General features: G+C 70.4%; 12 protein-coding genes. 8 read left to right on the forward strand and 4 right to left on the reverse strand.

Translation table 11 applies throughout. From position 1 onward, the window contains the following. Window positions 1–58: 58 nt before the first annotated feature. The 3 genes from tdh to KF708C_RS29250 form a co-directional block, all read right to left on the reverse strand. The gene (gene tdh, locus KF708C_RS29240) at window positions 59–1,138 is read right to left on the reverse strand and encodes an L-threonine 3-dehydrogenase (protein WP_059414914.1); all 1,080 of its coding nucleotides are present in this window, start codon (window positions 1,136–1,138) and stop codon (window positions 59–61) included. A 47-nt stretch (window positions 1,139–1,185) separates the two neighbouring features. Further along, window positions 1,186–2,388 (reverse strand): glycine C-acetyltransferase, encoded by a 1,203-nt coding sequence (locus tag KF708C_RS29245; protein WP_059414916.1) that lies wholly within the window; start codon window positions 2,386–2,388, stop codon window positions 1,186–1,188. Between the two features lie 115 nt (window positions 2,389–2,503). Then, entirely contained in the window at window positions 2,504–3,229 is a 726-nt protein-coding gene (locus KF708C_RS29250) for a TetR/AcrR family transcriptional regulator (protein WP_059414918.1), read from the reverse strand. A gap of 280 nt (window positions 3,230–3,509) precedes the next feature. Here KF708C_RS29250 and KF708C_RS29255 point away from each other — a divergent pair, with 280 nt between their 5' ends. The 5 genes from KF708C_RS29255 to KF708C_RS29275 all read left to right on the forward strand — a co-directional run bounded on the left by KF708C_RS29255 (window position 3,510) and on the right by KF708C_RS29275 (window position 10,144). After that, window positions 3,510–5,645, forward strand: coding sequence for a hydantoinase/oxoprolinase family protein (locus KF708C_RS29255; RefSeq protein WP_059414920.1), 2,136 nt, complete (start codon window positions 3,510–3,512; stop codon window positions 5,643–5,645). Continuing rightward, entirely contained in the window at window positions 5,642–7,375 is a 1,734-nt protein-coding gene (locus KF708C_RS29260; protein ID WP_059414922.1) for a hydantoinase B/oxoprolinase family protein, read from the forward strand. Before KF708C_RS29255 ends, KF708C_RS29260 begins: the two co-directional genes overlap by 4 nt. Window positions 7,376–7,495: 120 nt before the next feature. Next, window positions 7,496–8,500, forward strand: coding sequence for an ABC transporter substrate-binding protein (locus KF708C_RS29265; protein ID WP_231586628.1), 1,005 nt, complete (start codon window positions 7,496–7,498; stop codon window positions 8,498–8,500). Window positions 8,501–8,517: 17 nt separating this feature from the next. Further along, on the forward strand, window positions 8,518–9,291 hold the full coding sequence (locus tag KF708C_RS29270) for an ABC transporter ATP-binding protein (protein ID WP_059414926.1): 774 nt from the start codon (window positions 8,518–8,520) through the stop codon (window positions 9,289–9,291). Between the two features lie 13 nt (window positions 9,292–9,304). Further along, a complete protein-coding gene (locus tag KF708C_RS29275; protein WP_020203041.1) occupies window positions 9,305–10,144 on the forward strand; it encodes an ABC transporter permease in 840 nt (279 codons plus the stop codon). A gap of 24 nt (window positions 10,145–10,168) precedes the next feature. Here KF708C_RS29275 and KF708C_RS29280 read toward each other — a convergent pair whose 3' ends face one another. Then, a complete protein-coding gene (locus KF708C_RS29280; RefSeq protein WP_020203042.1) occupies window positions 10,169–11,095 on the reverse strand; it encodes a LysR family transcriptional regulator in 927 nt (308 codons plus the stop codon). Window positions 11,096–11,252: 157 nt separating this feature from the next. On the opposite strand from KF708C_RS29280, the gene KF708C_RS29285 reads away from it, so the two are divergent. The 3 genes from KF708C_RS29285 to KF708C_RS29295 are packed head-to-tail and all read left to right on the forward strand — an operon-like array spanning window position 11,253 to window position 15,198. Beyond that, window positions 11,253–12,236 carry a Bug family tripartite tricarboxylate transporter substrate binding protein gene (locus KF708C_RS29285; RefSeq protein WP_020203043.1) on the forward strand — a complete coding sequence of 328 codons (984 nt, stop codon included), beginning with the start codon at window positions 11,253–11,255 and terminating at the stop codon, window positions 12,234–12,236. Between the two features lie 60 nt (window positions 12,237–12,296). Next, on the forward strand, window positions 12,297–14,369 hold the full coding sequence (locus tag KF708C_RS29290; protein ID WP_059414932.1) for an acetate--CoA ligase family protein: 2,073 nt from the start codon (window positions 12,297–12,299) through the stop codon (window positions 14,367–14,369). A 43-nt stretch (window positions 14,370–14,412) separates the two neighbouring features. Beyond that, complete coding sequence (locus KF708C_RS29295) at window positions 14,413–15,198, forward strand: enoyl-CoA hydratase/isomerase family protein (RefSeq protein WP_020203045.1); 786 nt, start codon at window positions 14,413–14,415, stop codon at window positions 15,196–15,198. Window positions 15,199–15,208 lie beyond the last annotated feature (10 nt).

The following is a 15,208-nucleotide window of genomic DNA, read 5'->3' on the forward strand; positions in this document are numbered from 1 at the left end:
TGTAGGGCAAACGGGGCAGGCAACGATGACCCACCAGGAATCACACCGTGTCAATCTATCAGTTCGCCCCGCATGGCTCCACAGGAGCGAGCATCGTCGCGTTATGATGCGCGCCGGTCCAGTCCAGCACCACCTTGCCGCTGTTGCCCGACAGCATGGCCGCGAAGCCGGCCTGGAAGTCGTCCACGCCGAAGCGGTGCGTGATCATGGGCGTCAGGTCGAGCCCGCTTTGCAGCATGGCGACCATCTTGTACCAGGTCTCGAACATCTCGCGGCCGTAGATGCCCTTGATCTCCAGGCCCTTGAAGATGATCTGGTTCCAGTCGATCGCCATCTGCGACGGCGGGATGCCCAGCATGGCGATCTTGCCGCCGTGGTTCATGTGCTCGAGCATGGTGGCGAACGCGCTCGGCACGCCCGACATCTCCATGCCGACGTCGAAACCCTCGGTCATGTGCAGCTCGGCGGCCACGTCCCCGAGGTTTTCATGCTGCACGTTGACCGCGCGCGTGGCGCCCATCCTGCGGGCCAGCGCGAGGCGGTAGTCGTTGACGTCGGTGATGACCACGTTGCGCGCGCCCACGTGGCGGGCGATGGCCGCGGCCATGATGCCGATCGGGCCGGCGCCGGTGATGAGCACGTCCTCGCCCACGAGGTTGAACGACAGCGCGGTGTGGGTGGCGTTGCCGAACGGGTCGAAGATGGCGGCGATCTCGTCCGGGATGTCGTCGGGGATGCGGAAGGCGTTGAAGGCGGGGATCACCAGGTATTCGGCGAAGGCGCCGGGCCGGTTGACGCCGACGCCGACCGAGTTGCGGCACAGGTGGCGGCGCCCGGCGCGGCAGTTGCGGCAGAAGCCGCAGGTGATGTGCCCCTCGCCAGAGACGCGGTCGCCGATGGCCAGCCCGCGCACTTCCTGCCCGAGCGCGACGATCTCGCCCACGTATTCGTGCCCGACCTGCATCGGCACCGGGATGGTGTGCTGCGCCCACTCGTCCCATTTCCAGATGTGGATGTCGGTGCCGCAGATGGCGGTCTGGCGGATGCGGATCATCACGTCGTTGTGGCCGACCTCCGGCACCGGCACGTCGGTCATGGCCAGGCCGGGCGCGCGTTCGGTCTTGGCGAGGGCTTTCATGGCTGGACTCCTTGCTGTGCTGTCCTGTACCGATGCGGCGCGCGGGCTCAGGCGATGGCGCCGAAGCGCCGGCCGACCCTGGCGAACGCGGCGACCGCGCGTTCGATGTGCTCCGCGCTGTGCGCGGCGCTCATCTGCGTGCGGATGCGCGCGCGGCCCTTGGGCACCACCGGGAACGAGAAGCCGACCACGTACACGTGCTCGGCCAGCAGCGCGTCGGCCATGCTGGTGGCCAGCGCGGCGTCGCCCAGCATGACCGGGATGATCGGGTGCTGGCCCGGCACCAGCGTGAAGCCCAGCGCGCTCATCTCGCGGCGGAAGTGCTCGCCGTTCTCGCGCACGCGCCGGCGCAGCGCGGCGCCTTCGTCGCTGGCCAGCAGCGCCAGCACCTTGAGCGTGGCCGCGGCGATGCTCGGCGCCAGCGAGTTGGAGAACAGGTAGGGGCGCGAGCGCTGCCGCAGCAGGTCCACGATCTCGCGGTGCGCCGCCACGTAGCCGCCGGACGCGCCGCCCAGCGCCTTGCCCAGCGTGCCGGTGATGATGTCCACGCGCCCCTCCACGCCGCACAGCTCGGGCGTGCCGCGCCCGTGCGCGCCGACGAAGCCGACCGCGTGCGAGTCGTCCACCATCACCAGCGCGCCGTACTGGTCCGCCAGGTCGCAGATCGCGCGCAGGTCGGCGATGATGCCGTCCATCGAGAACACGCCGTCGGTGGCGATCAGCTTGAAGCGCGCGCCGGCGGCGTCGGCCTCCCGCAGGCGCGCCTCCAGGTCGGCCATGTCGTTGTTGCGGTAACGGTAGCGCCTGGCCTTGCACAGGCGCACGCCGTCGATGATGCTGGCGTGGTTGAGCTCGTCGCTGATGACTGCGTCCTGGTCGTCGAGCAGCGTCTCGAACAGGCCGCCGTTGGCGTCGAAGCAGCTCGAGTAGAGGATGCTGTCGCCGGTGCCGAGGAAGCGCGCGAGCGCGGCCTCCAGCGTCTTGTGCACCGACTGCGTGCCGCAGATGAAGCGCACCGACGCCATGCCGAAGCCGTCCTCCTCCAGCCCGCGCCGCGCCGCCTCGATCAGGCGCGCGTCGTCGGCCAGGCCGAGGTAGTTGTTGGCGCAGAAATTCAGCACCCGCTCGCCGCCGGCCAGCCGGATGTCGGCCGCCTGCGGGCTGGCGATCACGCGCTCGGCCTTGTGGAAGCCGTCGGCGCGGATGGTGTCGAGGGTGTCGCGGAGATGGGAAAGATAACGGTCGCGCATGGGATCCCCTGGCGTGGTGGTTTCGTGCAATGCCCAGAATGCCAGCGCCTATGGTATGCCCGATGCCGCGCGCGCGCAGGAAAATGTCGTGCCGCCCTCGCCACCCGCGCCGACCTCAGGGCTGCGGCGCTTCCGCCCTGGCCACGCTGGCCGCGACTTGCGGGCAGCCCGGCGCGCCGGCGCGCGCCTCGCCGAAATTGCACAGGTAGCTCATCACCATGTCCGGCACGTGGCGCAGCCGCGAGGCCACGCGCTCGGGCGCGCCGAGGTCCACGCCGAGCACGAAGGACAAGGTGTAGCGGTTCGAGATGAAGTACGAGCCCAGGCCGGAGATCGACACATACAGATCCACCCAGTCCGCGTCGGGGCGGAACACGCCCTGCGCCTTGCCGCGCTCGAGGATTTCCGCCAGCGCGCTCTTGAGCGGGTTGAACATGGCGGGAATGACCTTGGACTGGCGGATGTGCTCGGCCTTGTGCAGGTTCTCGGTGCCCAGCAGCAGGATGAATTCGGGCTGCTCGACGAAATGCTGGATGGTGTGCATCACCAGCGCGCGCATGTCGTCGACCGGGTTGTCGCCGGTCAGGCCGAGCTCGTTCTGGCGCTCGCGCATGGCGGCATAGGCGCGCTCCATGACTTCGATGAACAGCGCTTCCTTGCTGTCGAAGTAGTGGTAGACGAGGTTCTTGCTGATCTTGCTGCGCGCGACAATGCTGTCGACGCGCGCGCCGTCGAAGCCCTTGGCGGCGAATTCCTTCGACGCCATCTGCAGGATTTTTTCGCGCGTGGCCTGGGCATCGCGAGGCTTGGGCTTGCGCGCGGTCTTGGCGGTGGCTGGCATGGCGAGGGGTTCCTTGAAGTTGTGCGGGGCGCTGCGCCGCGATGGTGCGTGCGCTAACCAGATGGTTAGTGTACACCGCCCGCCGTGCACAAAAACCATGCGCAAAGCCTTGCCAGGCAACATTCTTGTGCTCCGTGAAAACCCGGTTGACAAGCAAAAACCGGTCTTCTATTGTACTGACTAGTTAGTTAGCTGATGAATCGGTGCGCGGTCCCGGGCAAGGGCTCGCGCGGCACGGGCAAGTCGCCCGCGCCTCACAAACCTGGAATCTGGAGAGGACATGGTTCAAGCAGGAAGCAAGGCGGGCGTGCGCGTCGGCTGCGACATCGGCGGTACTTTCACGGACATCGTCCTGGCCATGCCGGACGGCCGCCTGTTCGTCAACAAGACCTCGACCACGCCGCACGACCTCGGCGAGGCCATCGTGACCGGCCTGGGGGCGCTGATCGCGCAGGCCGGCATCGCGCCGGGCGACATTACCGAGATCGTGCACGGCACCACCACGGCCTCCAACACCATCCTGCAGAAGGTCGGCGCGCGCACCGGCGTGCTGACCACGGCGGGTTTCCGCGACGTGCTGGAGATCGGCCGCATCCGCACGCCCACCATGTTCGACCTGGGCTGGCAGAAGCCGCTGCCGCTGGCGCCGCGGCGCTACCGCCGCGGCCTCAACGAGCGCATCGACGCGCGCGGCAACATCGTGGTGCCGCTCGACGCCGACGAGGTGCTGCGCGTGGCGCGCGGGCTGGTGGAAGAGGGCGTGGAGGCGCTGGCGATCTGCTTCATCAACAGCTATATCAACCCGGCGCACGAACTCGCGGCCAAGGCGAGCCTGGAGCGGGAGTTCCCGCGCCTGCTGGTGACCGCATCGTGCGACGTGCTGCCGGAGATCAAGGAATACGAGCGCACCAGCACGACCGTGGTGAACGCCTACATCCTGCCGGCCATGCGCACCTACCTGCGCCGCCTCAAGGACGACCTCGGCCGCATGGGCGTGACCGCGTCGCTGCAGGTGATGGCCTCCAACGGCGGCATGATGGGCGTGGGCAGCGCCAGCGACAAGCCGGTGTTCGCGGTGGCCTCCGGCCCGGCCGGCGGCGTGGCCGGCGCGGCGCGGATCGGCGCGCTCGGCGGCGGCCGCGACCTGATCGTGTTCGACATGGGCGGCACCACCGCCAAGGCTTCCATCATCACCGACGGCGTGCCGTCGCTGACCACCGAATACGAGTTCCGCGACGGCATCAGCGCGCCGAGCCGCTTCGTCAAGGGCGGCGGCTATGTGCTCAAGGTGCCCGCCATCGACATCGCCGAGGTGGGCGCGGGCGGCGGCTCGCTGGCGTGGATCGATGCCGGCGGCCTGCTGTGCGTGGGGCCGGAATCGGCCGGCGCCAACCCGGGTCCGGCCTGCTACGGCCGCGGCAACGACCGCCCCACCGTGACCGACGCCAACATGGTGCTCGGTTATCTCAATCCCACAGCGCTCGCCGGCGGCAGCCTCAAGGTGGACCCGGCGCAGTCGGCGCGCGCCATCGACACGCACATCGGCGCGCCGCTCGGCCTCGACACGCTGGCCGCCGCGCACGGCATCCGCCACGTGGCCAACGTCAGCATGGCGCGCGCGCTGCGCGCCGTGACGGTGGAGCGCGGGCGCGATCCGCGCGACATGACCATGATCGCCTTCGGCGGCGGCGGCCCGCTGCACGCGGTGGACGTGGCCATGCTGCTGGGCATCCGGCGCGTGATCGCGCCGGTCATGGCGGGCGTGTTCTGCTCGGCCGGCATGCTGTGCGCCGACGCCGAGCACAACTTCGTCAAGGCCATCCTGCGCCCGCTGGCCGAGTGCGACGCGGCCGGCATCGGCGCGGTGATCGCGGAACTGCGCCAGCAAGGCCAGGAGGTGCTCGCGCTGGAAGGCTACGGACGGGAGGCGGTGGAGATCGCCGTGGGCATCGACCTGCGCTACCTGGGCCAGAGCTCGGAGCTGACCATCCCGCTGGCGGGCGGACGGGACGGCAGCGTGCCCGACGCCGCCGCCATCGCGCAACTGGTGGAAGACTTCGGCGCGCTCTACCAGCAGACCTTCGGCTACCGCAACGACGAGCCGCTCGAACTGGTCAACATCCGCCTGAGCGCCTACGGCCGCAGCGACCAGCGGCTGGACTTCGACGCCATCCAGGTGGACGCCAGCGCGCTGCACGGCGTGGCCGGCACGCGCCCGGTGAGCTTCGGGCGCGGCCAGGCACCGCGCGAAACGCTGCTGGTGCCGCGCTCGGCCATCACCGCGGCGCCGCGCCAGGGCCCGCTTGTCATCGAGTCCTACGACACCACCATCGTGGTGCCGCCCGGCGCCTCGGCGCGCGCCGACAAGATCGGCAACATCATCATCGACATCGACAGCCCCCAGGAGGCAGCATGAGCACGCAGTTCGACCCGGTGACCTTCGCGGTCGTCAAGAACGCGATGGATTCCATCGTCGACGAAGTGGCCTACACGGTCATCCGCACCGCGCGCTCCGAGATCGTCAAGGACGTGATGGACTACTCCGCCGCCATCTGCGACCGCCACGGCCGCATGGTGGCGCAGGCCAAGACCATCGCGCTGCACCTGGGCGCCATTCCCGAGGCGATGGAAGCGGTGCGGGCGCGCTACGGCGACGCGCTGCGGCCCGGCGACGCAGTCATCGTCAACGACCCGTACCAGGGCGGCATGCACCTGCCGGACATCTTCATGTTCGTGCCGTTCTTCTACCGCGGCGAGCTGGAAGGCTGGTGCGTGGTGATCTGCCACCACACCGACGTGGGCGGCCGCGTGCCGGGCTCCAACGCCAGCGATTCCACCGAGATCTACCAGGAGGGCCTGCGCATCCCGGTGCTCAAGCTGTACGAGGCCGGCCAGGTCAACGACACGCTCGAGCGCATCATCGCGCAGAACGTGCGCGTGCCGGACCGCGTGCTGGGCGACCTCAAGGCGCAGTACGCCGCCACCCAGGTCGGCGTGCGCGAGCTGACCGCGCTGTTCGACCGCTACGGCCGCGCGGACACGCGCGCCTACCTGAACGAGCTGCTGGACTATGCCGAGCGCCTCACGCGCGAGGAAATCCGCGGATGGCCCAAGGGCACCTTCCACTTCACCGACTACATCGACGACGACGGCCTCTCGCCCGAGCCGATCCCGATCCGCGTGGCGCTGACCGTGCACGACGACCACGTCAGCGCGGACTACACTGGCTCGTCGCCGCAGGTGCGCGCGGCCATCAACTCCACGCTGTCGTACACCAGGTCGTGCACCTACCTGAGCGTGCGCTGCGCGCTCAAGGGCGACGTGCCCAACAACGCGGGCGTGTTCCGCTGCATCGAGGTGCGCGTGCCCGAAGGCTCGGTACTCAACCCGCTGCCGCCCAGCGCGGTGGCGGCGCGCGCGCTGACCGGCTACCGCGTGTTCGACGCCATGCTCGGCGCGCTCGCGCAGATCGTGCCGGACCGCATTCCCGCCGCCGGCGAAGGCGGCAACACCGTGGTGTGCCTGTCCGGCAAGGGCGACAACGGCAAGCCGTACATCATCGTCGACATGATCTGCGGCGCCTGGGGCGGGCGTCCGGCCAGCGACGGCATCGAGGCCATCACCAACGCCTCGCAGAACCTCTCCAACACGCCGGTGGAAACGCTCGAGGCGCAGCATCCGGTGCGCGTGGAAGCCTACGAGCTGGTCGAGGATTCCTGCGGCGCGGGCCAGTTCCGCGGCGGCCTCGGCATCCGCCGCAGCTACCGCGTGCTGGCGCCGGACGCGCTGCTGCAGCTGCGCGCGGACCGCATGAAGTTCTCGCCATACGGCCTGGCCGGCGGCGGGGCGGCCAGCCCGGCACGCAACCTGCTTGAGCACGACGGGGCCACCACCGAGCTGCCGAGCAAGGTCGGCATGACGATCGCGCGCGGCGACCTGGTCACGCACATCCAGCCCGGCGGCGGCGGCTTCGGCGATCCGCTCGCGCGCGACTTCGCGCGCATCCGCGAGGACGTGTGGAACCACAAGCTCAGCGCGGCCTTCGTGCGCGAGCACTACCAGGCGGTGGCGGACCCGGCCACCGGCGAGGTCGACGCCGCGGCCACCGCCGCGCTGCGCGCGCGGCGGCTGGCGAAGGCGGCGTAGGCCGGCGCAGGCCGTCGATACGGCAGCGCTCGCGCAGCAGGATTCACGCTTTCACGGATTCACGGTCACACCGGAGGCGGGTACACATCGAGACCCGCCCACGCCCACAAGGAAACTACGATGCGTTCTTCTGTCATGAAACTGGCCTGGCGCGTCTGCGCGGCCGCCGCGACATCGATGCTGCTGACCGCCGCCTGCGCGGCGCAGGCTGCCGACCAGAAGCTGCTGGTGCGGATGGATTACTCGCCGTGGGGCATGCATGCGGCCATGCACCTCGCCAGGCAAAAAGGCTGGTTCCAGGAGGCCGGGCTCGATGTGGAGGTGCAGGACGGCACCGGCACCATCAACACGCTGCAGCTGCTGGCCGCCGGCCAGGCCGACGTGGGCCAGGTGCAGCTCGGCACGATGGCGGTGGCCAGGGAAAACGGGCTGGAGCTGATGTCCATCGCCGGCTTCGCGCGCAAGGGCGACCTTGCCGTGATGGTGGACGAGAAGCTCGGCGTGAAGTCGGTGCAGGACCTGATCGGCAAGAAGCTGGTGTGCTTCACCACCAGCCCTTGGGCGCCGTTCATCGATCCCTACTTCAAGGCCAACGGCATCGCCAAGGGCAAGGCCAGCATCGTGATGGTGTCGCCGGCGGCGATGATCTCCACCTACGCCTCGGGCAACAGCGACGGCTTCCTCTCGCAGGCGCCGTTCGGCCAGCCGATGGTGTCCAAGGTGCGACCGGCCAAGGCGCTGCTGCTGTCCGACAGCGGCATCAACTTCCCCAGCTACGGCCTGGTGGCGACGCCGCAGCGGCTGGCCGAGAAGGGCGCGGCGATCAGGAAGTTCACCCAGATCCAGGTGCGTGCGTGGGAATACATCTACAACGGCCACATCGACGAAGGCGTGGCGGCGATCCAGGCGCAGCGCCCCAACGTCAAGCTCGACCCGCAGATCCTGCAGGCGCAGATCCAGGCCTACCGCCCGTTCTTCGACAGCCCCACGCAGAAGAGCCTGCCGTTCGGCCGCCAGGACGACGCCGACTGGGCCGCCGCGATCCGCTCGATGGAGCAGGCCGGCATGATCAAGCCCGGGCACAAGCCCGCCGACTACTACACCAACGCCATGCTGGCGAACTAGGCGCGGGAGACGGAAAGATGTCGGCATTCCTGCAGATCGGCCAGCTCAACAAGATCTATCACTCGCAGCGCGAGCCGCTTTACGCGCTCAAGGACGTCAGCCTCGACATCGAGGAAGGCGAGTTCGTCAGCATCGTCGGGCCCAGCGGCTGCGGCAAGAGCACGCTGCTCAAGTGCGTGGCCGGGCTGGAGCCCATCTCCAGCGGCCACCTCGCGCTGCAGGGCGACCCCATCGTGGGGCCGCCCGCCAACATGGGCGTGGTGTTCCAGCGCGACCTGCTGCTGGACTGGCGCACCATCCTCGACAACGTGCTGATCGCCGCCGAGTTCCACGACCTCGACCGGCGCGATTTCGAGGAACGCGCGCGCGCCGTGCTCAACCTGTTCGGCCTCGGCGCGTTCGCCAGCCGCTACCCGTGGGAACTCTCCGGCGGCATGCGCCAGCGCGCCTCGATCTGCCGCGCGCTGCTGGTGGACCCGCAACTGCTGCTGATGGACGAGCCGTTCGGCGCGCTCGACCCGTTCACGCGCGACGACCTCAACGAAGAGCTGCAGCGCACCTGGCTGGCCACCGGCAAGACCGTGCTGTTCATCACGCACTCGATCTCCGAGGCCGTCTACCTGAGCGACCGGGTGGTGGTGATGTCGCGCAATCCCGGCGGCGTCGCCGCGGTGATTCCGATCGAGCTGGAGCGCCCGCGCGGGCTGGCGGTGCGGGAAACCGAAGCGTTCGCGGGCTATGTCGCGCAGATCCGCCAGATCTTCCGCGAGCTTGGCATCTACAGGGGATGAGGGGGATGAAGCAATGAAGCGGATCTGGAAACGTTCCGAGAACAGCCGGCTGGCCGTTCTCACCATCGTGGTGCTGCTGCTGGCGTGGGAAGGCGCGGTGCGCGCGTTCGGCGTGCGCGAGTTCCTGCTGCCGCCGCCGAGCAAGATCTTCGCGCAGTTCCTGTCGCAGCCGGGCTTCCTGCTGATGCAGAGCCTGGACACCTTGCTGACCACGCTGGCGGGCTTTGCCATCGCCGTGCTGCTGGGCGTGGGCGCGGCCATCGGCATCGTCTACTCGCGCTTCCTGGAGCGCACGCTGTATTCGCTGATGGTGGCGCTCAACGCCGTGCCCAAGGTCGCGCTGGCGCCGCTGTTCGTGATCTGGCTCGGCACCGGCTCCGCGCCCAAGATCGCCATCGCCATGCTGATCGCGATCTTCCCGATCCTGATCGACACCGTGCTCGGCCTCAAGTCCATCGACCCCGAGATGCTCAACATGGCGCGCGCCAACCAGGCCTCGCGCGGCAAGGTGCTGTGGAAGATCCGCTTTCCCAACGCGCTGCCGGGCATCTTTGCCGGCATGAAGGTGGGCGTGTCGTTCGCGCTGGTGGGCACCATCGTCGGCGAGTTCGTGGCTGGCGAGACCGGCCTCGGCCACGTGATCCTGGTGGCGCAGGGCAGCTTCGACACGCCGACCGTGTTCGTCGCGCTGGCGCTGCTGTGCGCGCTCGGCGTGATCCTGTTCAAGGCGCTCGAGTGGGCGGAGGAAAAGCTGCTGCCGTGGCATGCCTCGCAGCGCGGCAGGCCGGTGGAAGGCAACGCACCGGCCGCCGGCGCGGAGCGCGTGCCGCAACTGGCGCAAGCCAGGCGCTAGCGCCGGGAACGGGGCCGCCCGCGCTCACTGCGCCGCGGGCGCGCCGGCGGTGCCGGCCGCGATCAGCGCCGGCACCACGTCGTGCAGCCGCGCGAGCACGTAGCGCGACGCGCGCGACAGCGGGTGGTGCCGCGTGATGCCGATCGAGATCGTGCGTGGTATTTCCGGCTTGCGGATCTCCAGCGCGCCGAGCTGCCCCGCGCGGATCTCGTCGTCCACGCCGAGCAGCGGCAGGATGGTCATGGCGTGCCCGCCCATGACCACCTGTTTCATGGTCGCCAGCGACTCGACCTCCAGCACCACGTTCAGCGCGATGCCCTGCTGGCGCGCGTGCTGGTCGAGGATCGAGCGCAGGCCGTTGGGCGCGGGCGGCAGCACCAGCGGCAGCCCCGCCAGCTCGCGCAGCGCGATCTCGCGCCGCCGCGCCAGCGCATGCGTGCCGGCGCAGACCAGGTAGGTGGCGACCTGCCCGACGATGTCCTCGTCCTGGCGCGGGCCGTGCCCGTAGCGGTTGACCACCGCCATGTCGAGCCGCCCCGAGGCGAGCTGCTCGTCGAGCTGGCCGCTGAATCCCTCCGAGATGTGAAGCAGCACGCCGGGCGCCTTCGCCTGCGTGTCCTCGAACAGCCGCGTCACCACGCGGCGCGCCATCGACGGCAGCACGCCCACGCGCACCACGCCCGAGGGCACCCCCGCCGCGTCCTTCACCTCGTCCTGCAGCCGCGCCGACTGCGCCAGCAGCAACTGCACCTGCGGAAAGATGCGCCGGCCGAATTCCGACAGCACCACGCCCCGGCCCGTGCGCTCGAACAGCCGGTCGCCCCACTGCGCTTCCAGCTGGCCGATGCTGCGGCTGACCAGCGACTGGGCCACGCCGGTGGCCCGGGCGGCGCGCGACAGCGAGCCGAGCTCGGCCACCAGCACCAGCGTTTCGAGTTGCTTGATGTTCATGTCGTCGCGGGCGGGGACCGTCCTCACCCATGCAAATAGTGGATAACAGGTATATCCGATTCTACGCTTATGCATTTCCTCGGCGGTCTCTACACTGCCGTCATGCCTGGCCATGCAGCACACCGAGCCGGCGCCAAGACAACGATGGAGACAATTCGTGAGACCTTCCGCTTCCTTCCTGCGCTGGATCGCGCCCGCCGTTCTGGCGCTCGCCGGCCTCGCCAGCCCCGGCCTTGCCGCGGCCTATCCCGACAAGCCGCTGCGGCTCGTGGTGCCCTTCCCGGCGGGCGGGCCGACCGACGCGATGGCCCGCCTGATCGGCCAGCACCTGTCGCAGCAGTTGGGCCAGCCGGTGGTGATCGACAACCGCGGCGGCGCCGGCGGCACCATTGCCACCGAAGCCGTCGCCGCGGCCGCGCCGGACGGCTATACGCTGTTCTTCTCGACCACCGGGACGATGGCGATCAACCCCTCGCTGTACAGGACGCTCAAGATCGACCCGGTCAAGGCCTTCGACGCGGTCGGCTCGGTGGCCTCCACGGTCAACGTGCTGGTGGTGCCGCCCGCGTCCGCCGTGGCCAGCGTCAAGGACCTGATCGCGCTGGCGCGCCGGAAACCGGGCACGCTCACGTTCGGCTCGGCCGGCAATGGCAGCTCCAACCACCTGTCCGGCGAGCTGTTCAAGTCGATGGCCGCCATCGACATCGTGCACGTGCCCTACAAGGGATCCGCCGCCGCCTTCACCGACCTGCTGGGCGGGCGCATCTCGATGATGTTCGACACCGTCTCCAGCCAGGCGCAGTACATCGGCGCCGGCAAGGTCCGCGCGCTGGCCGTGACCGGCCCGGCACGCTCGGAGGCGCTGCCCAAGGTGCCCACGGTGGCCGAGTCGGGCCTGCCCGGCTTCGACGTGACGATCTGGTTCGGGCTGTCCGCGCCGAAGGGCACGCCGGGCGCCGTGGTCGCGCGCCTGAACGGCGAGCTGCAGAAGGTGCTGGGCATGCCGGACGTCAAGGCGCAACTGGCCACGCTCGGCGCCAGGCCGATGCCCGGCACCCCGCAGGACTTCGCGCAGATGATCCAGCACGACGCGGGCAAGTGGTCGGCCGTGGTCAAGGCCTCCGGCGCCAGCCTCGACTGAAGGCGCATGGCCATGCATTCCCCTGCCGATCCCCCGTACAGCACGCACGCAAGCACACCGATGAGTCCGCATTTCGACGCCCTGTTCAGCCCCCGCTCCGTCGCCGTCATCGGCGCCTCCGACAACCCCAACAAGGTCGGCGGCAGGCCGATCCACTACCTGAACCGCTTCGGTTTCGCCGGCAAGGTCTACCCGGTCAATCCCGGCCGCGCCGAGATCCAGGGCCACCGCGCCTATGCCAGCGTCGCCGAGATCGGCGCGGTGCCGGACGCGGTGGTGATCGCGGTGGCGGGCGACGCCACGCTGGCGCAGGTGCGCCAGTGCAGCGCGCTCGGCGTCAAGGCCGCCGTGGTGATGGCCTCGGGCTTCGGCGAGACCGGCGCGGCCGGCCGCGAGCGGCAGGCCGCGCTGGTGGCCGCGGCCAACGCCGGCGGCATGCGCCTGGTCGGGCCCAATGCGCAGGGCACCGCCAACTTCGCCAGCGGCGCGGTGCTCAATTTCAGCACCATGTTCATGGAAGTGGCGCCCGCCGACGGTCCCATCGCCATCATCAGCCAGAGCGGCGCGGCCAGCGTGATGCCGTATGCGCTGCTGCGCCAGGCCGGGTTCGGCGTGCGCTACCTGGTGGCCACCGGCAACGACGCCGACCTCGATGCCTGCGCGATGGCCGAGGCGGTGGCGGCCGATCCGGCCATCCGCGTGATCCTGGTCTACCTGGAGACGCTGTCCGACCCCGAGCGTCTCGCCGCCGCGGCGGCCGTGGCGCGCGCGCGCGGCGCGCACGTGGTGGCGCTCAAGAGCGGCAGCAGCCGGCGCGGCGCGGTGGCCGCGGCGTCGCACACGGGCGCGCTGGTCGGCAACGACGCCGCCATCGATGCGTTCCTCGCGCGCCACGGCATCTGGCGCGCGCGCGACATGAACGAGTTCATCCGCGCCACGCCGCTGTACCTGCAAGGCCACGATCCCGCGGCCGGCCGCACGGTGGTGATGAGCCACAGCGGCGCGGTGGGCGTGATGGCCGCCGACCTGGCCGAGCGCGCAGCGCTGCCGCTGGCGGAGCTGGCCCCGGCCACCCGGGCCGGGCTGGCCGCGATCCTGCCGGAGTTCGGCAGCGTCAACAACCCGCTCGACATGACCGCCGCGCTGCTCGGCAAGGGCGACATGTTCCCGCGCGTGCTGGACGTGCTGGGCGGCGACCCGCAGGCCGACATGGTCATGATCGGCATCCCGGTGGCCGGGCCGGGCTACGACGTGCCGGCGCTGGCGCGCGACGCCGCCGCTTTTCTCGCGGAGCATGCCAAGCCGCTCGTCGTCAGCGCGCCGCAGCAGGATGTGCGCGCGGCCTTCGCCGCGCACGGCATTCCCGCCTTCACCACCGAGGCCGACGCCATCGGCGCGCTCGCCCAGTACGCCGCGCACCGCCAACTCGGCGGCGCCGGCGAGCGCCTGCTGCCCGCCGCGCGGACGTGGGACGGCAGCGGCCTGCTCGACGAGCACGCCAGCCTCGCCCTGCTGGCCGGCCACGGCGTGCCGGTGGTCGCGCACCGGCAATGCGCCAGCGCCGACGAGGCGGTGGCGGCGTTCGCGGCGCTGGGCGGCGGCACGGTGGCGGTCAAGGGCTGCGCGGCCGGCGTGCCGCACAAGAGCGAGCACGGCCTGGTGCGGCTGCGCCTGGCCGATGCCGCGGGCGTGCGCGCGGCGGCCGGGGCCTGCCTTGGCAAGCTGGCCGAACTCGGCGAGGCCGCGCCGCGCGTGGTGGTGGCGCGGATGGTCAAGGGCACGCACGAATTCGCGCTCGGCGTGACCGTGGACGCCGCGCTCGGCCCGCTGGTCATGATCGGCGAGGGCGGCACGCTGCTGGAGTTGCGCCAGGACATCGTCACGCTGCTGGCGCCGTTCAGCGCGGACGAGGCGCGCGCGGCCTGCCGGCGCCTGCGTGTCGCGCCGCTGTTCGACGGCTATCGCGACGTGCCGGCCCTCGATCTCGACGCGCTCGCCGCGGCGGCCGTGGCGCTCGGCGATTTCGCGCTGGCCTATCGCACCTCGCTCAGGGCGGTGGACATCAATCCGCTGATGGTGATGCCGGCCGGGCAGGGCGTGGTGGCGGTCGACGCGGTGGTGGAAATGCGCTGAGGCGCCGCCGCGGTCATCCCAAGACAACCAACGGAACACACACATGCCTGTACAGGAAAACGAAGTCGCGGTCGCGCTGGACGGCGGCGTCGCGGTGGTCACGCTGAACCGCCCCGGCCGCATGAACGCGGTCAACGATGCGCTGCGCGCGCAACTGATCGCCAGCCTCGACGAGCTCAACCGCGCGCCGGCGGTGCGCGCCGTGGTGCTGGCCGGCGCCGGCGCCCGCGCGTTCTGCTCGGGACAGGACCTCGACGAGGCGGCGGCGGTCACGTGGCAGCAGATCGTGCCGTGGCTCAACCGGCAGCGCGCCATGTACCAGGCCGTGCGCGATCTCGACAAGCCGTGCGTGGCCGCCGTGCACGGCGTGGCCGCCGGCGCCGGCTTCCAGGTGGCGCTGTGCGCCGACTGGCGCATCGCCACGCCGGACAGCCGCTGGGGCCAGCCCGAAGTCAAGGCCGGCCTGGCCAGCATCGTGGGGTCTTACCTGATGACGCTGCACGTGGGCCACACCCACAACGCGCAGATGTCGCTGTCGGGCGACCTCGTGAGCGGGCAGCGCGCTTATGAGATCGGGCTGGTGACGGAACTCGCCGCGGCGGACGCGCTGATGGATGCCGCGCTGGCGCGTGCGCGCGTTTTGGCCGCGCTGCCGCCGACGGCGGTGCGGCTGTCCAAGCAGCGCCTGCGCGCGCTGAGCCAGCCCGGCTTCGACGAGGCCTGCGTGGCGGGGATCCGCGCGCAGCTCGAGTGCTATGCCGACGGCGAGCCCCAGCGCGTGATGGCGGCCTTCCTGGAAAAACGCAAGAGCAAGGAGCAAGGACAGTGACAGATGCAAC

Source organism: Cupriavidus basilensis (genome assembly GCF_000876015.1).
GTDB classification, from domain to species: Bacteria; Pseudomonadota; Gammaproteobacteria; order Burkholderiales; family Burkholderiaceae; genus Cupriavidus; species Cupriavidus basilensis_B.